This window comes from Hymenobacter lapidiphilus, assembly GCF_013377885.1.
Taxonomy (GTDB): domain Bacteria; phylum Bacteroidota; class Bacteroidia; order Cytophagales; family Hymenobacteraceae; genus Hymenobacter; species Hymenobacter lapidiphilus.
In genome coordinates this window covers 15689-37002 of record NZ_JABKAU010000017.1, presented here as the reverse complement: position 1 = coordinate 37002, position 21314 = coordinate 15689, and the positions used below count along the sequence as shown (strand labels likewise).

The following is a 21314-nucleotide window of genomic DNA, read 5'->3' as shown; positions in this document are numbered from 1 at the left end:
GGGGTACAGCTACCGTTGGTTAGGTAATCGCTACTGAGTTGCGTTTACCATAATGTCAGCAGTAAGTTTAATGAACAACATAAACAAATATTTTAATGCAAAATCATGAAAGAAGAAAATAATTCAACTACAACAGAACTGAATCAAGGTAATGCAGTTAAAATTTATTCAAAAAAGGCAATTTTGGGTTTTTCAATAATTTTTGCTCCAATCTTTGGCGGTGTTTTATTGCGTCAGAACTTAATTGACGACAACAAGAAAAAAGAAGCAAATATTGTCCTAGTTACCTCGATTCTGTTTACTATATTGACGATACTTATTGTTAATAGTATGGAGAAGGCGACAAGCTTATTGACATATTTATTGAATATGGGCTGGGGATTAATTTTATCTGAATATTTCTTCAAAAAATATTTTCCCGATAACAGTCACGTATACAAAAATATTTGGAAATCTTTATTTATCTCGATTGCTATTACAATCCCATTTTTATTAGCAATTATTTATTCGCCGTCAGAATAAATAATTACTAACATGCGTTTGGGGAAAAAGCGGGTTCAGTACTTAAATGAAGCATCGTTCTTCGTGTCAAATTGACGATGACAGACAATTTAGCGCTTCGAAATCCGCTTCTTCGCTAAGCGCCAAACCGTTATCATCCATATATTCAATATATATTCAATCCCACTGCATGCCCACCCTCCAACGCTTCCTCGACGCCCAGCAGGCCACTTACCCCACCGCCCTGGCGGAAATCAGGAACGGCCGCAAGCGCAGCCATTGGATGTGGTTTATTTTCCCGCAACTGCGGGGCTTGGGTTTCAGCGAAACGGCCCGGTTCTACGGAATAACAGATGCGGCCGAAGCCGCTGCCTACCTGGCCCACCCGGTGCTGGGGCCGCGGCTGGTCGAAATCTGCGAGGCGCTGCTGCAACTGGATTCGTCCGACGCCACCCGCATCTTCGGCAGCCCCGACGATTTGAAGCTGCGCTCTTCTATGACGCTGTTCGGGGCTGCACCGGGTGCGCCAGCGGTGTTTGGGCGGGTGCTGGAGCGGTTCTATGATGGTCGGCCTGACGCCAAGACGCTGGCGCTGCTCGGGTTGGGAAGAACAGTGTAGAGGCGCAATATTTTGCGTCTCGTCGTTGAACGGCCCGGATATCGAAAGTAACATCAGCAACGACGACACGCAAAATATTGCGTCTCTACATCGTTCAAACGTCTTTACCGACTGATTCAAACTGCTTACAAAGGAAGATAGGGCAACCGCCTATCTTTAAGGCCGCATATTTCCCCTGATTCCCTGCATGGCCGCTCCCCTCGCCTCCTCCCCCGCTACTGCCGCCGCACCGGCCGCCACCCGCTCCTACGTGGGCCCGATGGTGCTCATGACCACCCTGTTCTTCCTGTTCGGGGCCGTCACCAACTTCAACGACGTGCTCATGCCCTACCTCAAGGACGTGTGCCAGCTCACCGATTTCCAGTCGACGGCCGTGCAGTCGGCTTTTTTTGGGGCCTATTTTCTGATGTCGCTGCCGGCGGGACGGGTGCTGGAGAAGCTCGGGTTTCAGCGCGGCATTGTGCTGGGCCTGCTCGTGATGGGCGTGGGGGCGCTGCTGTTTGTACCGGCGGCCAACTCGCGCACGTTTTCGCTGTTTCTGCTGGCGCTGAGCTTTCTGGGGGCCGGAATTACGCTGCTGCAGGTGGCCGCCAACCCCTACGTGAGCGTGTTGGGGCCGGCGCGCACCGCCGCCAGCCGCGTGAGCATCGTGGGTGTAGCCAACGGGCTAGGCGGCACCCTTTCGCCGCTAATAGGCGGCCTGATTCTGTTCGGAGGCTCCACGGTACTCAAGGCCCAGCTGGCCCAACTACCGCTGGAGCAGCGCCTGAACGAGGAAGCCGCGCTGGTAAAGCCGCTTTACATCGGCCTGGCTGTATTTCTGGCGGTGCTGGCGCTGCTGTTTTTTGTGGTGCGCCTGCCCGAAATCGAGAGCCTGCCCGCCGATGATGATGCTGCCGCAGCACAGGCCGCCGCCGAAACCGGCCGTTCGTCGGCCCTCAGCTTCCGCCACCTCACACTGGGCGTGGTGGCTATTTTCGTATACGTGGGCGTAGAAGTGGGCATCGGCTCGTTCATCATCCGCTACGGCGAGGCCCAGGACATCCGCCAACTCAGCGGCTTTACCCAGGAGTTGGTGCGCATCCTCAGCTTAGCCACCAACTGGGCCGCCGCACTGTTCGGCAACACGCCCGAAGCCATCGACACTTCGGCCGGTTTCACCAAGGCCGTGGGCGCGGTGCTGGTGGCCTCCTACTGGTTTGGCGTAATGGTGGGCCGCATCATCGGCATTCCGCTGCTCAGCCGCTTCGATGCCCGCAAGCTGCTGGCCGGCGTGTGCGCCGCGGGCGTGGCGCTGGTGGTACTCTCCATTTTCAGCCAGGGCGAAACTGCTCTGTGGTTGGTGGTGCTCTGCGGCTTGTGCAACGCCATCATCTGGCCCGTGGTGTTCCCACTGGCCATTACCGGACTGGGCCGCTTCACCAAACAAGGCTCGTCGTATCTAATTATGGCCATCGTGGGCGGGGCTATTATTCCGCCGCTCATGGGCTTGGTGGCCACCCACGGCGGCGGCTTGCGCGTGGCCTTCGTGCTACCGGCCCTCTGCTATGCCTACCTGCTTTTCTATGCCCTGAACGGCTACCGGGTGCAGCGTGGTTAGCAGTTAGAACGTCATGCAACGCGCAATGAAGAACGATGTAGGGGCGGGGACAAGCCCCGCCCCTACATCGTTCTCTAAACTTCCAGTAAGCGCATAGCTCGTTATTGCTCGTTCAGGCTCCAGTTGTACTCCTTGTAGCTCAGCTTCGCGTTGGGGTCGATTTTCTGCTTGGCGTAGCGGTTGACGGCGTCCTGGATGGAGGTGCTACCGTTCTTTTCGAAGTCGCCGGGGTAGAAGCTGTAGATGGCCGACAGTTTGGGCGTAGCGGCGGGCGTGAGGTCGTTTTTCTGGGGGTTGTTGATGAAGCTGCGGCCCTGGTCGGCGAGTTGCTCCTGCACTTTGCCCCCCACATACGCCTCCTGCCGCAGCGGCGGGCAACTCATGGCGGCGCACACCAGCGCGTAGTGAATGCGGTTGTCGTCGAACTGCTTGCGGATGATGCGGTGCTCGATGTCGTTGAGCGTGTAGCGCTTGCCGCCAAGCGGGATGAAATCCTGGTCCCAGACGGTATTGACGAAGATTTTGTCGCCGCCCAGGTCCTTAATGCTTTTCACCGGATAGGCCCGGATGATGCGCTGCAGCGTGAAGGCGTTGTAGGCGTTGAGCCAGTAGGCCAACTTCTCATCGGCGGGCGAATTCTTGGCTGGCAGATTGTCGCCGAGCGTTTTCAGGTAGGCGTTCAGCGAAGCGCTATCCTGCTTGAGGCCCTTATAATTCACCATTCCCTGCTCGTCGACATACTTTTTCAGCAGCCCGTCCCAAGCCGAATGGTCGAGGCTGCGGCCGCTTTGCGAGGTCGGGTTGAGCGGAATCAGGTAGCCCACATAGCCGCAACCGGCCGAAGCCAGCGCGCCGGCAGTCAGCAAAGTGCCCAAGGCCAGGCGGGAAGTAAAGCGGGAAATACGCTGCATATCAGAAGGAAAAGTTCGGTGGAGTGCCCGGCTAGTGGTGCCAGGCTGGCATATACGGAGTAGACAGCCTGAACAGCTGTATCGGGGCTGGAGTTACTGGCAGGTCGGAAACAGCACGGTGTAGGGGCGGGGCTTGTCCCCGCCCGCCGTTGAACGAGTACCGTTGAACGGTTACCGTTGGAATGGTGCGAACGGCGGGCGGGGACGAGCCCCGCCCCTACACCGTGCTTGACTGCAGTTAGCCAATCTGGCAACTAATGTACCTTTGGGCTCTCACCATTTTGCCCGCTGCTATGAGCCCCGCTCCTGTTCTCGAAGCCCACGTTTCGCTCCGCCCCTACAACACGTTTGGCCTGGAGGTAACGGCCCGCTGGTTTGCCCGCTTTGCTTCGGTTGAGGAACTGCGGGCGCTGCTGGCCCTGCCCGAGGTGCAGGCCGCCGAAAAGCTCATTCTCGGCGGCGGCTCCAACCTGCTCTTCACCCGCAACTTCGAGGGCGTAGTGCTCAAAAACGAAATTCGGGGGCTCGAAGTGGTGGACCAGGACGACGAAACGGCCTTGGTGCGTTCAGGAGCCGGCGAAAGTTGGCACGCGCTGGTGCAGTACGCGCTGGGTCAGGAGCTGAGCGGCATCGAAAACCTGTCGCTGATTCCGGGCACGGTGGGTGCCGCGCCGCTCCAGAACATCGGCGCCTACGGGGCCGAGCTGAAAGACACGTTCGAGCAGCTGGAAGCCCTGGAGTTGGCTACCGGCCGGCTGCGCACGTTTTCGGGGGCCGAGTGCGGCTTCGGCTACCGCGAGAGCGTGTTCAAGGGCCCGCTCAAAAACCAGTTTATCGTGACCAGCGTGCTGCTGCGACTGCACCGGCAGGCGCGGCCCAACGTGCGCTACGGCGACATCCAGACGACCCTGCAGGACATGGGCATCGAGGGCGAGCCTACGCCGCTGCACATCAGCGAGGCCGTCAGCAGCATCCGCCGCAGCAAGCTGCCCGACCCGGCCCAGATTGGCAACGCCGGCTCTTTTTTCAAGAATCCCGAAGTCTCGCAGGCCAAGTTCGATGAGCTGAAAGGCCAGTTTGAAGGCCTGCCAGGCTACCCCGTGCCGGGCGGCGTGAAGGTGCCCGCCGGCTGGCTTATCGAGCAGTGCGGCTGGAAGGGCCTGCGCCGCGGCCCCCACGGCGTGCACGACCGGCAGGCGCTGGTACTCGTGAACCACGGCGGCGCCCAGGGCCAGGACATCCGCGACCTGGCCTACGAAATCATTGCCTCGGTGCGCGAGAAATTCGGCATCGAGCTGCACCCCGAAGTGAACATTATGTAGCGGCGGGCGGGCCCAGGCCGGCATCATGTAAACTTCATCCGGCCGCCTCGTTTTTTGTCGTTGAAATCAAGATCTTTGTCTCATGCCTGCCTGCGGGTAGTCTGCTTTCCCCACCCCTTTTCTGCTTCTCGTTTGATGAAAAAATTACCCTTGCTGGCGTTGCTGCTGAGCCTAGCCAGCTGGCAGTCGGCGCAGGCGCAAACCGCCATTACTATTGGGGCCGCCCGGGCCCAGGCTCCGGCCTTCAACACTTCGGGAGCCACCGTTACGCTCCGTGGTATCGTTACCAACGGCGCCGAACTGGGAGCCATCCGCTACATGCAGGACGGCACCGGCGGCATTGCCGTGTATTCGGCCACCCAACTCGGCTCAGTAGTAGCCGGCGACTCCATTCTGGTTACCGGCGTGCTCAAGGATTTCCGGGGGCTGCTCGAAATCGACCCTATCACCTCGCTCGAAGTGGTAGCCGGCAACCGGCCGCTGCCTAAGCCCATCGAGTTTTCGGTAACTACTGCTACCGCTGCCTACGCCGAGCAGTACGAGGGCCAGCTGGTGAAGCTGGTGGATGCCACCACTGTAACCACAGTTGCGGGCGCGCCGGTATCGGCCTTTTCGGCCAACACCTCTTACCGCGTGAGTGGCAATGCCGCCACTGTGATGTACGTGAACCGGGCTTCCGATGGTCCCGACGGACTGGTGGGCAAGCCTTCGCCAACCGGCGTTTTCGATGTGGTTGGCATCATGAGCCAGTTCACCACAACGGCCCCAACGGGCGGCGGTGCCGCGGCTGGCTACCAGCTGCTGCCGCGCCTCTACGCCGACTTCCGGCAGGGCAACACGCCTAATTTCCTGGCCACGCCCTACCCCACCAACATCAGCACCACCGGCTTCACGGTAAACTTCGTTACCCAGAACGCCGGCAGCAGCAAGCTGGAGTACGCCGCCAGCCCTGCCGGCCCGTTTACGGCCGTGAACAACACGGCCAGCACCACCAGCCACAGCCTCGCCATCACGGGCCTGCAGCCGGCCACCATTTACTACGTGAAGGCCAGCAGCACCAACGCCGTGGGCCTATCCGAGTCGCGGGTAGTACCCATGATTACGGCTTCGCGCTCGACGGGTAAGATGCGCACCTACTTCACCAACCCCGTAAATGCGGCCTTGGCATTGCCCGGTAACACTGCCCTGTACCTGCCCAATGGCGCCATGGCCGACACAGTGGCCCGCTACATTGGCCTGGCCAAGCAGACGCTCGATATTGCTATCTATAACTGGAACAGCGCCACAATTGTAACGGCCGTGAATGCCGCCAAAACCCGCGGCGTGGCCGTGCGCGTTATCTACGAAGGCGAAAACGCCAACATCAGCCTCTCCAGCCTCGACCCCGCCATCCCGCGCATCAAGCGCCAGACGCTGCAGAACATCATGCACAACAAGTTTGTGGTGATTGACGCCAACAGCACCGAGCCCAACCAGCCCTGGGTGTGGACTGGTTCGACCAACTGGACGCCCGCCCAGCTCAGCACCGACCGCAACAACTCCATTGCCGTGCAGGACCAGTCGCTGGCCCGCACTTACACCGTCGAGTTCAATGAGATGTGGGGTGGCGGCACCCAGGCCACGGCCCTGTTCGGTTCGCGCAAAACCGACAACACGCCGCACTACTTCAGCATTGCCGGCAAGCAGGTAGAATCGTGGTTCTCGCCCACCGACAACGTGAACGGCCGCCTGATCGACGCCATCCAGACGGCCGACAAGGACCTGCACATTGCCACGATGCTGCTCACCCAGACCGATATCGGCAACGCCATTGCCAATCAGATCCGGACCAAAAACATAGCCGGCTGCTCGGAGATGCTTATGGAGAGTATTCAGGCCAACTCCGCCGCCCAGGACATTTTCGACAACATCAAAACCGTGCTCGGCACGCGCCTCATGCTGGATAACCCGACCGGCATCATGCACCACAAATACGCCATCATCGACGCCACCGCGCCGCAGTCGGACCCGCAGGTGTTCGTGGGCTCGCACAACTGGAGCCTGTCGGCCAACACCGAAAACGACGAGAACACGCTGATTGTACACGATGAGCGCATTGCCAACCAGTACTACCAAGAGTTTGCCCAGCGCATTGCCGACCAGAACAACGGCGTGCAGGTGTGCAACCTGGTGCTGGCCACCAAAAACGCCAGCATCCAGCGCAGCAGCGTGCAGGTGTACCCCAACCCCACCACCGGCAAGTTCCGCCTGCGCGTGCAGACGGGCGCCGCCCGCACGGCCCGCGTAGTGCTGCGCGACGCCACCGGCCGCGTGGTACTCGACCAAACCCAGCCTCTCAACGGCCAGGACGTAAGCGTAGACGCTTCTGCCCTGAAAGCCGGCCTGTACATGGTGCAGATTGTAACCCCTGAAGCCACGCAGATCAGCCGCGTAGTAGTGGAGTAGAGAAGTCAGGTCCTGAGAGGTGCGAAGTGCACCTTTTCACCGGCTCTATTGACGCATGAAAGGCGGCTCCCGAAATCGGGAGCCGCCTTTTTTATTGTTGGATATTCTCTTTTTCTTCAAAACAGTCAATTGCTAACCCTATACCACTTGCACCCAATCGCAACATCTCCTGCGCATCGAACCCAAGTGCACATTGATGCTTATATAAATAGGCGAGGGTTAAACTGATACGATCCTTTGTTATACCCAACTGCAATAATGCGGCGAACTTTGGCTCTAGTAGATTCAGGAATACGTTGATAAAGTCGAAGTAAGGAGCGTCATCGTCGGTGAAAACTAGATAGGACCAAGAGTTAGGTTCCTCCGGACTAAACCAGTCCTTTTCCCAGGGTTCCGGCTCTACACCCATAAGCTGAGATACGGCATTGAATGTATCGAAGCTAGGTTCGTCGTAGCCTATAAAAATGCGGTGATATTTCATTTCCAGCGCCGCGCGGCCCACTCCTGGCGCTGCTCGGGCGTCTGGAAGGTCCAGGCCACGATGCGGCTGATTTTCTGGCCCTGCTTCATCTCAATGGTGCGGGTTTCGGGCGAGCCGGCCAGTTTGAGGAAGTGGTAGATGCTGGGCAGCGTTTCCTTTTTGGAGATGAGCGTGCTAAACCACAGCACCCGCTCGCGCACGGCCACGCTTTGGGCCACCATGCGCTTGAGGAAGCCCTCTTCGCCACCCTCGCACCACAGCTCCGTATTCTGCCCCCCAAAGTTAAGCACCGGCGCACCGCCGGGCGTTTTGGGGTAGCCCAGGTTGCGGCCCTTGCGGCGGCTGCCGCTGGCAGCCTCCTCAGCCGAGGAATGGAAGGGCGGATTGCATACCACCAGATCGAACTCCTCGCGGGGCTTCACGATGTCCTCGAACACGAAAGCCTGATGGCTCTGCACCCGCAGCTCCACCCGGTTTGCCAGTGCCGGGTTGGCCGCCACCATGCTTTTGGCTGCTTTCAGGGCTACCGAATCAGTTTCGGAGCCCACAAAGCGCCAGCCGTAGGCCTTACTGCCGATGATGGGGTACACGCAGTTCGCGCCCACACCAATGTCGAGCACGTGCACGGCTTTGTCGGTGGGCACTATTCCCGCGTTGTCAGTGGCCAGCAGGTCGGCGGCGTAATGCAGATAGTCGGCGCGGCCGGGGATAGGCGGGCAGAGGTAGCCGGCCGGCACATCCCAGTGCTGCACGTCGTAGTGCTGCCGCAGCAGCGCCTGGTTCAGGGCCTTCACGGCGGCGGGATTGGCGAAATCGATGCTGTTGTCACCGGCCGGATTGGACACCACGAAGGGCGCAAGGGTGGGGCTGGCGGCCGTGAGTTGAGCGAAATCGTAGCGGCCGTTGTGGGGGTTGCGAGGATGCAAGAGCTTAGATACTGAAAGTGAGAAAGCGCCCGAAGAATTGGGGTACTTTTTGGCAAGTTACGGCTTTGTAGGGCGGCGTTTGAAGCGAGTGGTCGTGCTTGTTGGAAACACCGTCATGCTGAGCGAAGGCGCAGCCGCAGTCGAAGCATCTCTACCGCAATAGTAATCCTGTCGTTAGGTTCACCATTCCGGTAGAGATGCTTCGACTCCGGCTGCGCCTTCGCTCAGCATGACGGTCTTATTTCCTGATCATTTGCCTATTTCAATACCGCCACCGTTACGCCGTCGCCGCCGCGGTCGGCGTGCTCGTCGGCTACGCTGGCCACTTCGCGGGTGCGGTGCAGATAATCGCGGGCAATCTGGCGGAGTACGCCGTTGCCGCGGCCGTGCAGGATTCTGATTTCCGGGATGCCCAGCATGATGGCCTCATCGACGTAGCTCTGGATTTTGGTTACGGCGTCCTCGGCCCGCTCGCCGCGCAAATCCAGCGTGGGGTTGAAGGTGGCCATGCGGCCGGTAGTGTTGAAGCCCGAGCCCGCATACTGAGCCGGAGCCAGACGGGCCGCTTGCTTCTCCCGCTCCCGAATTTCGGAGCGCGTGAGCTTTTCGAGCTGGCCAATCTTGACGATGGTTTTCATGCCCCCGAACGATACTTCGGCCGTTTTACCTTTCACGGCCATGATTTCGCCGTGGCCCTCCTGGCCCAGCAACGCCACTTTATCGCCGGGTTTGAGGGTGGCGGCGTCGGCCAGCTCGCGGGTGGCGCGGGCTTTGGGCGGCTCAATCTGCAGCTTCTCGCGCACAAACGTGTCGAGCTTGCCGCGGGCCTCCTTGGTACGCTCCTTATCGGCCTGGCCCAGGCGGATTTCCTGGATGGTGGCCTCGATTCTCTGGTTGGTGTCGCGCAGCAGCGTTTTGGCCTGGGCTTTGGCCGTGCGTAGGGTTTCCTGGGTGGTATCGTCGAGGAAGCGCTTGAGGTCCTGGTACTCCTGGGCGGCTTTCTTGAGGCGGCGCTCGGCTTTGGCGGCTTCGGCGGTGCGCAGCTCCAGCTCGGTTTTCTCCTTTTCGAGGCCTTCGAGCAGCTGGTCGTAGCGGATTTTATCCTTGCCCACAAGCTGACTGGCCCGCTCCACGAGCTGCCGGGGAAGGCCAATTTTGCGGGCAATTTCGATGGCAAACGAGGAGCCCGGCTTACCGATTTCGAGGCGGTAGAGCGGCTGCAGCTTATCGGGGTCGTAGCGCATGGCCCCGTTCACGATGCCGGGCGTGCGCTCGGCATAGTTTTTCAGGTTGGTGTAGTGGGTGGTGATGACACCGAATGCCCGGGCGCGGTTGAGCTGCTCCAGCACGGCCTCGGCAATGGCCCCGCCCAGGCTGGGCTCGGTGCCGGTACCGAATTCGTCAATCAGCACCAGGCTGCGCTTGTTGGCCAGCGTGATAAACTGCTTCATATTGAGCAGGTGCGAGGAGTACGTGCTCAGGTCGTTTTCCAGGCTCTGCTCGTCGCCAATATCAATGAACACATCATCGAACATGCCGGCTTCCGATTTCTCGCCGGCCGGGATCAGCAGCCCGCACTGCAGCATGTACTGCACCAGGCCCACCGTTTTCATGCTCACCGACTTACCGCCGGCGTTGGGTCCCGAAATCAGCAGAATCCGCTGCTCGGTCGTCAGCTCAATGTCAAGCGGCACTACCTCACGGGGGTCGTCCTTGGCGTGGGCCAGGAAAGTGAGGTAGAGCAGTGGGTGGCGCACTTGCTTCCAGCGCATCATCGGCTGCGGGTGCAGCACGGGCAGCGTGGCTTCGAGGCGGCGGGCCAGCTGGGCCTTGGCCCGAATGAAGTCGATGAGGCCCAGGTACTGGTAAGCCTTGCGCAAATCCGGAATGTGGGGACGCAGCTGGGCCGTGAGCTGGGTGAGAATCCGCATCAGCTCGCGCTGATAGGCATTGTCGAGGTCCTTGATGTCGTTGTTGAGCTCGAATACGGCCTCGGGCTCGATGTACACCGTCTGGCCGGTAGCCGACTCGTCATGAATCAGGCCCTTCACGCGGCGCTTGTGCTCGGCCACCACCGGCAGCACCAGCCGCCCACCCCGGATGGTGGGCTCGGCGCCCTCGGGCACCCAGCCCTGCTGGCGGGCATTGCGCAGAATGCTGCCAATCTGCTTGCGCAGCATCATCTGCCGCGAAATCAACTCCTGGCGCAGCTGGCGCAGTAGCGGCGAAGCGTCGTCGCGCACCAGGCCCTCGTCGTCCACCACCTTGTCCATGGCGGCCAGCAGGTTACGGTCGACCTGCACGCCGATGCCCAGCAGGCGCAACGTGGGATACAGGTCATCTTCAGCCCGCGAGAAAAACGTTAGGGCCTCCCGGATGGTGCGCAGGCTCATCTTGATGGCGAAAAACGCCGACACATCGAGGTAGGAGCCCGGCAGGTTGGCCCGCACCAGGTACGGGTTCACGTCGTGGTAATGGCTGCCGGGGAAGTCGACGCCGCTGTTGAGGAGCTGGCGGAACTCGTCGGTTTGCAGCAGCAGCTTCTGGAGCTGCTCGGCCTGCGTCTGGAAGCTCATCTTGCTTACAAAGTGCCGACCCAAGCCACTCAGGCACAACTCATTGAGCATGTCCCGCAGTTGGGAGAAGCCTATTTTCTGCTCGAAATTCTGGGGAAGAATCAAATTGGGTGCTAGGTAGTAAGTACTGGTAATTGAATGGCGCTGCGAAGATACGGCAACGGTCCTGAGCCGGCGGCTTCACGGGACTGAATACAACAGTTTAACGCGGCAGAAGATTCGGCAAAGGCGCACTACTAACCACCAACGGGCCGGCTCCCGCAAAATGCGGAAGCCGGCCCGTTATGGCTCTCACAAGACTGATGCAGCTTTACAGCTTGTCGCCGCGGTACTCATACTTTTGGAAGATAGCACCAACGGCGGAGTACACTTTATCCTTTTTTTTGTTGAACACGTTGCCATCTGTCAGGCCTGAAGCATAGCCCTGCCACACTTCCTGACCCTTCTGACGGTCAATCATCTGCACGATAATACTGCCTTTATCAAGCTGCACCTCCCCAAAGCGGTTAACATCATAGGCGTACGATTCCGTAGTCCCCCAGTAGCCCGTGCCCATGTTATCCATAGTTTTCAGCGTAACTGGCTCCTCGAATACCCGGAAATTTAGTATTAAATCGCCGCCGGTAGGCATGTAATTGTAGCCCCGCGAAGCCATTTCATTGGATACTGCATCGCGCAGCATAGTTTTAAAAATCAGGTCGTTAAGGAAATACGTATTTTGTTGCTCATCCTGCAATTGTGAAGCCCAGGAGTAACTCTTGTACTTAGAGAAATCAGGGCCGTCGGTAGCATTATTAACGTAGCCCGGTATGTTGGTTGCTCCGCCCCGCTCGTCGGCGCCTACGGTTACAGCTTGCTTGGTTTCATTGCAGCCGGCCATAAGCAGCGTAGTGCCCAGGGCCAAGATTAGGTGTTTGAAGTTCATAATTGAAACTTTAAAGTAGTGATACAATTTACTTGAGGCTTTTTTGTACGCATCAGACCATCAATCTGTTACATTTCAGTGTGCCGCTTTCAACCCATATCCGACCAACTTGCCGCCCACCACGGCCCGCCTGATAAAAATGCTACGGTTTAGCTTAAACAGCCTTACAGCGCGCTTACGGCCCGATTTCGTTTAACAAACCAGGTCCGCCACTCAGGCCGGTGGCCTAAGTGCTTAGTAGGCCAGAATTATATACGACCGACGCTACATTTCGCCCTCCACCCCGAGCCCAAACAGCGCGAAATCGTACTTCACAGGGTCGAGCGGGTCGAAGGTGCGCAGGTGAGCTGTCAGGTCTTCGGCAGCCAGCCAATCGACTTGTTTGCGCTCCAGCAAACCCAGGCGGCGGGCCACGCGCTCCACGTGCACGTCGCAGGGGCAGATGAGGTCGGCGGGCGACAGGCGCGTCCAGAGGCCGAAGTCCACACCCTGTTCATCTTGGCGCACCATCCAGCGCAGGTACATGTTCAGGCGCTTGCAGGCCGAGCCGCGGGCGGGCGTGGCCACATGCTTGCGGGTGCGCTGGGGCGCATCGTCGAGGCTGAAGAACAGGTTATGGAAGTTCTCCAGCCGCTGTTTCTGAGTGGTGCCCTGCAGGAAAGCGTCTTCCAGCGACGCGTGTTGCCCGTAATACCAGCGCAGCCAGTGTACAAAGTACAGCAGGTCGGTGTCGCAGAAGGTGCGGTGGCAGAAGCCCAGCAGGCGTTTGAGGTCGTCGTCGTGGTGCTGGGTGATGAACTGGTGGGGCGCGTCGTCCATGCGCCGCAGCAGCTCCCGGCACTTGCTGATGATGGTGGGCCGGCGCCCCCAGGCAAGCACGGCCGCAAATAGCCCGCTGATTTCCACATTGGCCCGGGCCGTGAACTGGTGCGGAATGCTGATGGGGTCGAGGGCAATAAAGCCGGGCTGGTCGTAGTGGCGGTACTTGTCGTCGAGCAGCGCCCGCACCTGGGCGTGGTTCATGTTTCGGTATTGAGTAATGAGAGTAACGCTTTGAAGTCGTTAGCATCAGCAAAGGCCGGTTGCACCAATCCCTAGCAGCTACCCCAAGTTGTGAAGCGAGTTTGATAGTACGCTGTAGGGGCGGGGCTTGCCCCCGCCCGCCGTTAAACGATTACCGTTGAACCGGCGCAAACGGCGGGCGGGGACAAGCCCCGCCCCTACAGCGTTCTGATAAGCGTAATGTCACTACTCAGCACCAGCCTACGGCACGTAGCTGGTTTCTACACGGAAGCGCTGGTCGGGAGTGGCGAGGCGCTGCACGGCGCGCTTGGAGAGGCGCAGCAGCACCTTGTCGTTTTCGCCGGTGTCGGGCAGGCGGCCGATGACGCGCACGTACACCGCCTGGCCGTTCATGATGTTGCGCACCTCCATAATGGTGCCCACGGCAGCCGTTTTGTGCAGGGCCAGGTACTTGTCCGAGGCATCGGTGGGAATGACCATGGCCAGGCCGCTTTCCGTAACGCGACGGCCGGCCTCATTGACGCGGGCTGGGGCGGGTGCCGAGGTGTCCTTGGCTTCGGGCGTTACGGCCGGCGAGCTGGCCTCGTCGCGAGCTTTCTCGCGCTCGGCGTCGCGGGCCACGGCTTTTTCGCGGGCCGTGGGGCGGGCGGCAGCCGTTACGGGCGCGGGCGGGCCAGCCGCACCGGTGGCCGGAGCTGCTATAATCACCACTTCGCCAACGCGCACGCTATGGTCGGCGCTGAAGCCGTTGAGGCGAGCCAACTCGGCGGGGGTGGTCTGGAAGCGGCGAGCAATGGCGTAAAGCGTCATGCCGGGCGTCACTTTGTACAAGCGGTTGCCGTCGGCATCGGTGGGCAGCGCGCGCACCGACGCAGTTGGAGCAGCAACGGTTGTGGCAGCCCGGGCAGCGGTAGCCGGGGCAGGCGTAAGCACCACCCTAGTGCGCGGAATGAGTACTATCTGGCCCATGTTGAGCTGGCCTTTCTGGCCCGAATTGGCCTCTACGATGTCCTCAACGGGCACTTTGTAGCGGCGCGAAAGGCCGTAGATAGTTTCGCCCGCCGTTACACGGTGGCGAATCAGCAGCTTGTTGTTGCGGTACTCGACGCCGATGGAATCGGGCGGGGCTACCGGCGCGGGAGCCGCCCACGCAGAAAGGCCGGAGAAAACGAGAGCAGCAGTCAGCAACGGAAAACGGGACATAGGAGAGCAGTACACAAAGCAGACGAGCAAACCGGAACCGGCGCAGCTGCATAAACTTTGCCTAAAGTTACATATTCAGGCCTTAGCACCACCTGTGTGGCCTGTAATCTGATTATCCCGGAGGCCGCCCGGCATAATACGGCCGGCGGTTCGCGGCTTTTGCCGTTTCTTGCGCTCTATCCACTTGCCCCTCTCCTTATGCTCGCCATCGGCATCATTCCCGCTCGCTACGCCTCTACCCGTCTGCCCGGCAAGCCGCTGATTGACCTCGGCGGCCAGACCATGATACAACGCGTAGTGCGGCAGGCCCAACAGGCCAACCTGCAGCGGGTAGTAGTGGCCACCGACGACGAGCGTATCCTCGACCACGTGCGCGGCTTCGGCGGCGAGGCCGTGCTCACGAGTCCCGACCACCCCAGCGGCACCGACCGCGTGCGCGACGCCTACGAGCAGCTGGGCATAGCGGCCGATTGCGTGGTGAATATCCAAGGCGACGAGCCGTTCATTCATCCCGACCAGATAAACGCGCTGCTGGACCTGTTCACCAACCCCGCCACCCAAATCGGGACGCTGGTGAAGCCAGTTGTCAGCGAGGATGAGCTGCTGAGCCCGCACCTACCTAAAGTGGTGCTCGATGGCCAGGGCCGGGCACTGTATTTCAGCCGCCACCCCCTGCCCTACCAGCGCCAGTACCCCCAAAGCGAGTGGCTGGCCCAGCACCGCTACCTGCGCCACATCGGCCTTTACGCCTACCGCCCCGCCGTGCTACGCGCCCTCACCCAACTCCCACCCTCGCCCCTGGAACTAGCCGAAAGCCTCGAACAGCTCCGCTGGCTCGAAGCTGGTTACTCCATCCAAACCGCCGAAACAGCGCTGGAAACTATAGGAATTGACACACCGGAAGACGTGGAACGGGCGCTTCGTTTCCTCAGAAGTTGAATCAGGCATTAAAAATGGCCGTTGAACGCTCCGTTTTAGGAGTCGCTCAACGGCCATTTTTACTTTGATATTTTAAGCTGCGGAGTGAGTTTGCCAGTACGCTGTAGGGGCCGGGGCTTGTCCCCGCCCGCCGTTGAACGACACGTGCGGGGAATGCGAACAGTCGTTCAAAGGCGGGCGGGGACGAGCCCCGCCCCTACAGCGACCTCCACAACTTGGAATCCTTACTTCTCCACCACACTGATGGCGTAGCCGCCGCCGGGGGCGCAGTACTGCTTGAGTTTGGACTTGCTGGTGACGGTGATTTTGCGGATGGCGTAGGCCTGCGGGTTGGTTTCGTAGTGGGCGCCCTTGCCATCGGCGTAAATGGTGGCCTCGTATTTTTTGCCTGGTTTCAGGAAGCTGAAGTCAACGGTGCTGGTGCGGCCCTGCTCGTCGCAGGTACTGCCCACAAACCAGCTGCTGCCGCCCTTCTGCAGGCGGGCGATGGTGATGTAGTCGCCGGGCTCGGCTTCGAGGATGCGGGTGTCATCCCAGTCTACGGGCACGTCTTCGATGAACTGGAACGCGTCGAGGAACTTGTTGTAGGTTTCGGGCAGGTCGGCGGCCATTTGCAGCGGGCTGTACATGGTTACATACAGGGCCAGCTGCCGGGCCAGCGTACTGTGCACGAAGGAGTTATTCTTCGGGTTGTAGGCACTCACCTTGGTCTGGAAGATGCCCGGCGTGTAGTCCATGGGGCCGCCCACGAGGCGGGTGAAGGGCAGAATGGTGGTGTGGTCGGCGTTGTTGCCGCCAAAAGCCTCGTACTCGGTGCCGCGGGCCGCCTCGTTGCCAATAAGGTTGGGGTAGGTGCGCGATAGGCCGGTGGGGCGCACGGCCTCGTGGCCATTAACCATGATGCGGTATTTGGCCGCCTTTTCCAGTACGTAGTTGTAATGGTTTATCAGCCACTGGCTGTAGTGGTACTCGCCCAGCGGCAGCACGTCGCCCACGTAGCCGGTCTTCACGGCATCGTAGCCGTACTTATTCATGAACTGGAAGGCCGAGTCCAGGTGCCGCTCGTAATTGCGAGCCGCGCCACTGGTTTCGTGGTGCATAATCAGCTTTACGCCCTTGCCCTTGGCGTAGTTACTGAGCTCGGCAACATCAAAATCGGGGTACGGCGTCACAAAGTCGAACACGTACTCCTTGTGCTTGCCGAACCAGTCTTCCCAGCCGATATTCCAGCCCTCTACCAGTACGCCCCCAATCTTATGCTTGGCAGCGAAATCGATGTACTCCTTCACGTGGGCCGTATTGGCGGCGTGCGTGCCGTTGGGCTTCACCTTGGAGTAGTCGATGGAATCGAGCTTGATGTTCTCCATGTCGGTGTACGACCACGAGCTTTTGCCCGTAATCATCTCCCACCACACGCCTACGTACTTAATGGGCTTGATCCAGCTGGTGTCCTTGATTTTGGAGGGCTCGTTGAGGTTGAGCACGAGCTTGGATTCGAGAATGCCGGCGGCCCGGTCGCTGACGATAACCGTGCGCCAAGGCGAGGTGTTGGGCGTTTGCAGGTTGCCCTTGTTGCCCTGCGCATCGGGCGTGAGGTGAGCGTTAAGCGTGAACGTCTTGTCGTCGAGGTCGAGCGACATCGTGGAGTAGTCGACCAGCGCGGCCTCGTGGATATTGATGTAAAGCCCATCCTGGCTTTTCAGCATGAGCGGCGTTTGCAGGCCGGTGGGCGAAAACGTGTGCTGCGAGGCGTTGGGCGTTACGGCCGCCTTCATTAGCCCGCGCACTTCCGAAAGCTTGGAGGTGACGGTGCTGTACTCCTGGGTGTCGTAGTCGCCGGGCAGCCAGAAGGCCTTGTGGTCGCCGGCCAAGGCAAACTGGGTTTTCTCCTCCTTCACCACGAAGTAGCCCAGTTCGGGCTGGCGCGGAAACTCGTAGCGGAAGCCTAGGCCATCATCAAACAGCCGGAACCGCACCAGCATCGTGCGCTTGGTGGCAGGCTGCGTGAGCGTGAGGGCCAGCTCGTTGTAGTGGTTGCGAATGGTTTTCACCTCGCCCCACACCGGATTCCAGCTTTCATCAATGGACTTGCGAGTGGCGCTGGTTTGGGTGAAGCCGCTGGTGAGGCTGGGCGTGCCCTTCAGCTCCAGGCCCAGCTGGCCGGGCTTGAGCACCGCGCGGCCCTTGTACGTGAGGCTGTACGTGGGCGTGCCGTCGGCGGTGAGGTTCACCAGCAGCGTCAGCTGCTTATCGGGCGACTGGAGCTGCTCTTCGGCGCGGGCCAGCGTGGCAGTGGTCCACAGAAACGTGAGCAGCAACAACAGGCCGCGGCCGAAGCGCCAGGAAACAAAGGATGATGTAGGCATAAGAAGGGGGTGAAGTAGCAGTAATCGGCAAAGTAGCCCTTTGCCGCCGCAAGTTCGGCCGACGCCGCTGCCCGGACTACCAGTGCGTTACCCGTTCTTCGCGCCCCATTGACCAGTTAGGCGATGAGTAGCTCTACTCTGGCTGGTCGTGCTGACGAGCCTGGCGCTGCACGTGGTGCTCGGCTGCAGCGCGGTGTTCATCCTTCATTTCGCGGGAGAGGAAAAAGTTGAGAGCCGTGCGGATGACGGCAATGGCCCCAAGCTTGCCAATCTGCTCCCAGCTCGGCGCAATGGTCGTAGAAAGAATGTCGGCCCCAAGCTGAAATTCGAGCGCCAGCGCCAGATACCGGGCCAGGGTGAGGCGGATGGCCGTAAAATCGGCCGTTCGGCGCGAGGCCAACGCCTTGACGAACAGATAGCCTCCCACCACGATGCCCAGCACAATAATGCCCGCTCCCACCGTCTCGGCCCCCAGCTTCAGCCACAGCACCACATGCACCACGGCTTCCTCAACCTGCGTGTAGGCACTGGAAACAGGCGGGAGCGTAACGTCAGGCATCTATTGCGGGATAAGTTGGTGTGATTGTACGGTTACAGCATATCTGCGGCCAACCGGTCAGTTTCCTCAACCGCCAGCTTTCTTGGCCTTGTAGCCCTTTTCCAGCAGCAGGGCCAGCATTTTATCTCGAAAGTCGCCCTGGATGAGGATTTCGCCATCCTTGGCGCTGCCCCCAACGCCGCAGCGGCTTTTGAGCAGCTTGCCCAGCTCCTGTAAATCGGTTTCCTGGCCCACAAAGCCGGTTATCAGCGTCACCTGTTTGCCCCCACGGGCCTTCTTATCGAGCTGCACACGTAAATTTTGCTGCTGGGGCGGCAGCGTGGCAGCCGTTGATTCAGTGGGTTCGTCGTAGCTGAATTCGGGATTCGTGGAGTACACCACGCCCTGTCGGTTAATTTTCATGAGTTAGGGATTAGGGATTAGGGATAATACGCCTCTCATGCTGAGCGCAGCCGAAGCATCTCTACTGCAATGGTAACTCCTGTTGATGGCAACGAAGCGGTAGAGATGCTTCGACTGCGCCTCTGGCTCCGCTCAGCATGAGAGACGCTTTATAATGTCGCTCAACAATCCATTCGGTCACTCCTATACCAACCTTCCCTACACCGCCACTTCCAGCACCAGTGGCTCCAGCAACACCTCGAAGTCGGTGGCGTCGGCCACGTAGTCGCCATCGACGTGGAAGCCTAGCGGAGTGGCGGCCTGCACCCGGATGTGGCGGCTGCGGTGGAACTGCGCTCCGCCCGAGCTGGGCAGCGTGCCCAGCGCCAGCCCCACTCCTACGCGCACGGCCCGCCAGAGCGGTAGTGCATCAATCAGGCACAGATCCAGCAGGCCGTCCTGAATGTTGGCGCGGGGCGCGATGTAGGCATTGTTGCCGTATTGCGAAGCGTTGGCGAAGGCCAGCACGTAGCAGTGGGTGTCGCGCACGGCTTCGTTTTCCAGCGTCAATTGCACCGCCGTAGGGCGGTAATGGCGGTATTCGCACAGGGCCACTTTCACGTAGGTGGCCAGCCCGCGGGTACCGGCCTGGGCAAACAGGCGGCTCACGTGGGCATCGAACCCCAGCCCGGCGGTGCAGAAAAACCAGTGCCCGTTGATCTGGCCCGCGTCGATGCGCTGAAACGTGGGGTTGCAAACCCGACGCACGGCGGCGGGCAAATCGAGGGGTACGTGCAGGTGGCGGGCCAGGCCGTTGCCCGAGCCGCGGGGCACGATGCCCAACGCCGCGCCAGTGCCCAGCAGGCCCCGGGCCACCTCGTTCACCGTCCCGTCGCCGCCCACCGCTACCACCACCCGGCAACCGGCCGCGGCAGCCTCGCGGGCCAGCAGCACAGCATGGCCGGCATATTGCGTGGGCATGATATCGAACTCGGCCCCGGCCGCCGTGGCGTGCTCGGTGAGCAGGGCCGCCACGTTCTGGCTGCGGTTGGTGCCCGAAGTCGGGTTGAGAATAAAGCAGAGACGCATTTTTATTTGGAGCTGTTAGCTGAGAGCTTGTAGCTGTCAGCTTTTCGTTGGAGAGCCGAAAGCTGACAACAAAAGAACGTCATGCAGCGCGAAGCGAAGAATCTCGCAGGCCGTCACTTGGAAACTTATTCCAATGATAGTCCGCGAGATTCTTCGCTTCGCGCTGAATGACGTTCTACGTATGGTTCATCCAGCACGTCAGGCTAACAGCTAAAAGCTCTCAGCTAACAGCTCAGAAAAACCTAGGCGTTCATTTTGTCGCCCAGCATCTTAATGAGGTCGGCGGTGCGGGCGCTGTAGCCGGCTTCGTTGTCGTACCAGCCTACCACTTTCACCAGCGTGCCGTTGGCCGAAGTCAGCTCCGAGTCGAAGATGCAGCTGTGGGGGTTGCCCACGATGTCGGCGCTAACCAACGGATCGGTGCTATACTCCAGGATGCCCTTCATATCACCGTCAGCTGCCTTTTTGATGGCCGCGTTGATTTCCTCGGCCGTAGCCTCGCGCTTCAGCAGCACGGTCAGGTCGGTGGTCGAGCCGTCTGGAACTGGCACACGCATGGCAATACCGTCGAGCTTGCCTTTCAGCTCGGGCAGTACTAGGCCAACGGCCTTGGCAGCACCAGTGCTGGTCGGGATGATGCTCAGAGCGGCGGCGCGGGCACGGCGCAGGTCCGAATGGGGCGAATCCTGCAGACTCTGGTCGGAGGTGTAGGCGTGCACCGTGGTGATGAAGCCCTTCTCGATGCCGAACGTGTCGTTGAGCACCTTGGCCATGGGGGCCAGGCAGTTGGTCGTGCAGCTGGCGTTCGAAATGATGGTTTCGTCGCCGGTCAGGATGTCCTCGTTCACGCCGAGTACCACCGTGGGGATGTTGCCTTTAGCGGGAGCCGAAATCACAACTTTCTTGGCACCGGCAGTGATGTGCTGGCCTGCGCCGGCCTCATCTACAAAGCGACCCGTCGATTCGAGTACGATGTCCACGCCCATGTCGCCCCAGGGCAGCAGCTTGGGGTCGCGCTCGGCCAGGGCCACAATACGCTGGCCGTTTACGGTCAGGCTGTCGTTATCGAACTCAACCGTACCCGGGAAACGGCCGTGTACGGAGTCGTACTTGAGCAGGTGGGCCAGGGTCTTGTTGTCGGTCAGGTCGTTGATTGCCACGACTTCCACGTTGTCGCGCGAGAGCAGCGCCTTGAACGTGAGGCGGCCGATGCGCCCGAAGCCGTTGATGGCAACTTTAATTTTGGCCATAGTAGTAGGGGAAGTGGGAAGGTTATCGACCGCGAAGGTCGGGGTGAAAACACGCAACGAAGGTAATGGGCCGGGCGCGGATACCCAAATCGGCAGCCGGTTGCGCCGCCGCCACCGTACCGCCGGCCTTGGCTAATACGCCCAGCCGCCGCTCAACAACAAATTTTTCGGGTTGAAAATCAGTCTATTCAGGTCGGT

General features: G+C 59.9%; 18 protein-coding genes. 6 read left to right on the top strand and 12 right to left on the bottom strand.

All coding sequences use genetic code 11. The features are described from left to right. Positions 1-105 precede the first annotated feature (105 nt). The 3 genes from HW554_RS10805 (at position 106) to HW554_RS10795 (ending at position 2720) form a co-directional block, all read left to right on the top strand. Entirely contained in the window at positions 106-522 is a 417-nt protein-coding gene (locus tag HW554_RS10805) for a hypothetical protein (RefSeq protein WP_176908601.1), read from the top strand. 169 nt (positions 523-691) lie between these two features. Beyond that, positions 692-1120, top strand: a complete 429-nt coding sequence (locus HW554_RS10800; RefSeq protein WP_176908600.1) for a DUF1810 domain-containing protein — start codon at positions 692-694, stop codon at positions 1118-1120. Positions 1121-1307: 187 nt separating this feature from the next. Then, complete coding sequence (locus tag HW554_RS10795) at positions 1308-2720, top strand: sugar MFS transporter (RefSeq protein WP_176908599.1); 1413 nt, start codon at positions 1308-1310, stop codon at positions 2718-2720. A 101-nt stretch (positions 2721-2821) separates the two neighbouring features. Here HW554_RS10795 and HW554_RS10790 read toward each other — a convergent pair whose 3' ends face one another. Further along, positions 2822-3631, bottom strand: coding sequence for a DUF547 domain-containing protein (locus HW554_RS10790; protein ID WP_176908598.1), 810 nt, complete (start codon positions 3629-3631; stop codon positions 2822-2824). A 293-nt stretch (positions 3632-3924) separates the two neighbouring features. On the opposite strand from HW554_RS10790, the gene murB reads away from it, so the two are divergent. Further along, entirely contained in the window at positions 3925-4953 is a 1029-nt protein-coding gene (gene murB / locus HW554_RS10785) for a UDP-N-acetylmuramate dehydrogenase (protein WP_176908597.1), read from the top strand. Positions 4954-5088: 135 nt separating this feature from the next. Next, entirely contained in the window at positions 5089-7398 is a 2310-nt protein-coding gene (locus HW554_RS10780; RefSeq protein ID WP_176908596.1) for a phospholipase D-like domain-containing protein, read from the top strand. 91 nt (positions 7399-7489) lie between these two features. Here HW554_RS10780 and HW554_RS10775 read toward each other — a convergent pair whose 3' ends face one another. From HW554_RS10775 to HW554_RS10750, 6 genes are all read right to left on the bottom strand, one after another. Next, on the bottom strand, positions 7490-7879 hold the full coding sequence (locus tag HW554_RS10775) for a hypothetical protein (RefSeq protein ID WP_176908595.1): 390 nt from the start codon (positions 7877-7879) through the stop codon (positions 7490-7492). Then, positions 7876-8805: a 23S rRNA (adenine(1618)-N(6))-methyltransferase RlmF gene (rlmF, locus tag HW554_RS10770; RefSeq protein WP_176908594.1), complete on the bottom strand. Its 930-nt coding sequence runs from the start codon at positions 8803-8805 to the stop codon at positions 7876-7878. The genes HW554_RS10775 and rlmF overlap by 4 nt, the downstream gene beginning before the upstream one ends. 257 nt (positions 8806-9062) lie before the next feature. After that, the gene (locus HW554_RS10765; RefSeq protein WP_176908593.1) at positions 9063-11486 is read right to left on the bottom strand and encodes an endonuclease MutS2; all 2424 of its coding nucleotides are present in this window, start codon (positions 11484-11486) and stop codon (positions 9063-9065) included. A gap of 205 nt (positions 11487-11691) precedes the next feature. Next, positions 11692-12306 (bottom strand): DUF4136 domain-containing protein, encoded by a 615-nt coding sequence (locus HW554_RS10760; protein WP_176908592.1) that lies wholly within the window; start codon positions 12304-12306, stop codon positions 11692-11694. Between the two features lie 264 nt (positions 12307-12570). Next, positions 12571-13329 (bottom strand): TIGR02757 family protein, encoded by a 759-nt coding sequence (locus HW554_RS10755; RefSeq protein WP_176908591.1) that lies wholly within the window; start codon positions 13327-13329, stop codon positions 12571-12573. Positions 13330-13569: 240 nt separating this feature from the next. Continuing rightward, positions 13570-14532 (bottom strand): LysM peptidoglycan-binding domain-containing protein, encoded by a 963-nt coding sequence (locus tag HW554_RS10750; RefSeq protein ID WP_176908590.1) that lies wholly within the window; start codon positions 14530-14532, stop codon positions 13570-13572. A 198-nt stretch (positions 14533-14730) separates the two neighbouring features. On the opposite strand from HW554_RS10750, the gene kdsB reads away from it, so the two are divergent. After that, entirely contained in the window at positions 14731-15471 is a 741-nt protein-coding gene (gene kdsB, locus HW554_RS10745; protein WP_176908589.1) for a 3-deoxy-manno-octulosonate cytidylyltransferase, read from the top strand. Positions 15472-15695: 224 nt separating this feature from the next. On the opposite strand, the gene HW554_RS10740 is transcribed toward kdsB, so the two are convergent. The 5 genes from HW554_RS10740 to gap form a co-directional block, all read right to left on the bottom strand. Then, positions 15696-17837: a glycoside hydrolase family 97 protein gene (locus HW554_RS10740; RefSeq protein ID WP_218134692.1), complete on the bottom strand. Its 2142-nt coding sequence runs from the start codon at positions 17835-17837 to the stop codon at positions 15696-15698. Between the two features lie 133 nt (positions 17838-17970). Next, positions 17971-18396, bottom strand: coding sequence for a DUF1622 domain-containing protein (locus HW554_RS10735; protein ID WP_176908588.1), 426 nt, complete (start codon positions 18394-18396; stop codon positions 17971-17973). A 66-nt stretch (positions 18397-18462) separates the two neighbouring features. Next, complete coding sequence (locus HW554_RS10730) at positions 18463-18798, bottom strand: translation initiation factor (RefSeq protein ID WP_176908587.1); 336 nt, start codon at positions 18796-18798, stop codon at positions 18463-18465. Between the two features lie 198 nt (positions 18799-18996). Beyond that, complete coding sequence (locus HW554_RS10725; protein WP_176908586.1) at positions 18997-19866, bottom strand: diacylglycerol/lipid kinase family protein; 870 nt, start codon at positions 19864-19866, stop codon at positions 18997-18999. A gap of 242 nt (positions 19867-20108) precedes the next feature. Then, positions 20109-21116, bottom strand: coding sequence for a type I glyceraldehyde-3-phosphate dehydrogenase (gene gap / locus HW554_RS10720; protein ID WP_176908585.1), 1008 nt, complete (start codon positions 21114-21116; stop codon positions 20109-20111). Between the last annotated feature and the right edge of the window lie 198 nt (positions 21117-21314).

Bases quoted from the DNA above. Each gene is read 5' to 3' on its own strand.
- HW554_RS10750 (WP_176908590.1), bottom strand. From the start codon at position 14,532: ATGTCCCGTTTTCCGTTGCTGACTGCTGCTCTCGTTTTCTCCGGCCTT.
- HW554_RS10790 (WP_176908598.1), bottom strand. From the start codon at position 3,631: ATGCAGCGTATTTCCCGCTTTACTTCCCGCCTGGCCTTGGGCACTTTG.
- HW554_RS10760 (WP_176908592.1), bottom strand. From the start codon at position 12,306: ATGAACTTCAAACACCTAATCTTGGCCCTGGGCACTACGCTGCTTATG.
- HW554_RS10730 (WP_176908587.1), bottom strand. From the start codon at position 18,798: ATGAAAATTAACCGACAGGGCGTGGTGTACTCCACGAATCCCGAATTC.
- HW554_RS10795 (WP_176908599.1), top strand. From the start codon at position 1,308: ATGGCCGCTCCCCTCGCCTCCTCCCCCGCTACTGCCGCCGCACCGGCC.
- HW554_RS10780 (WP_176908596.1), top strand. From the start codon at position 5,089: ATGAAAAAATTACCCTTGCTGGCGTTGCTGCTGAGCCTAGCCAGCTGG.
- HW554_RS10755 (WP_176908591.1), bottom strand. From the start codon at position 13,329: ATGAACCACGCCCAGGTGCGGGCGCTGCTCGACGACAAGTACCGCCAC.
- gap (WP_176908585.1), bottom strand. From the start codon at position 21,116: ATGGCCAAAATTAAAGTTGCCATCAACGGCTTCGGGCGCATCGGCCGC.
- HW554_RS10735 (WP_176908588.1), bottom strand. From the start codon at position 18,396: ATGCCTGACGTTACGCTCCCGCCTGTTTCCAGTGCCTACACGCAGGTT.
- HW554_RS10725 (WP_176908586.1), bottom strand. From the start codon at position 19,866: ATGCGTCTCTGCTTTATTCTCAACCCGACTTCGGGCACCAACCGCAGC.
- HW554_RS10805 (WP_176908601.1), top strand. From the start codon at position 106: ATGAAAGAAGAAAATAATTCAACTACAACAGAACTGAATCAAGGTAAT.
- HW554_RS10800 (WP_176908600.1), top strand. From the start codon at position 692: ATGCCCACCCTCCAACGCTTCCTCGACGCCCAGCAGGCCACTTACCCC.
- HW554_RS10740 (WP_218134692.1), bottom strand. From the start codon at position 17,837: ATGCCTACATCATCCTTTGTTTCCTGGCGCTTCGGCCGCGGCCTGTTG.
- kdsB (WP_176908589.1), top strand. From the start codon at position 14,731: ATGCTCGCCATCGGCATCATTCCCGCTCGCTACGCCTCTACCCGTCTG.
- murB (WP_176908597.1), top strand. From the start codon at position 3,925: ATGAGCCCCGCTCCTGTTCTCGAAGCCCACGTTTCGCTCCGCCCCTAC.
- HW554_RS10775 (WP_176908595.1), bottom strand. From the start codon at position 7,879: ATGAAATATCACCGCATTTTTATAGGCTACGACGAACCTAGCTTCGAT.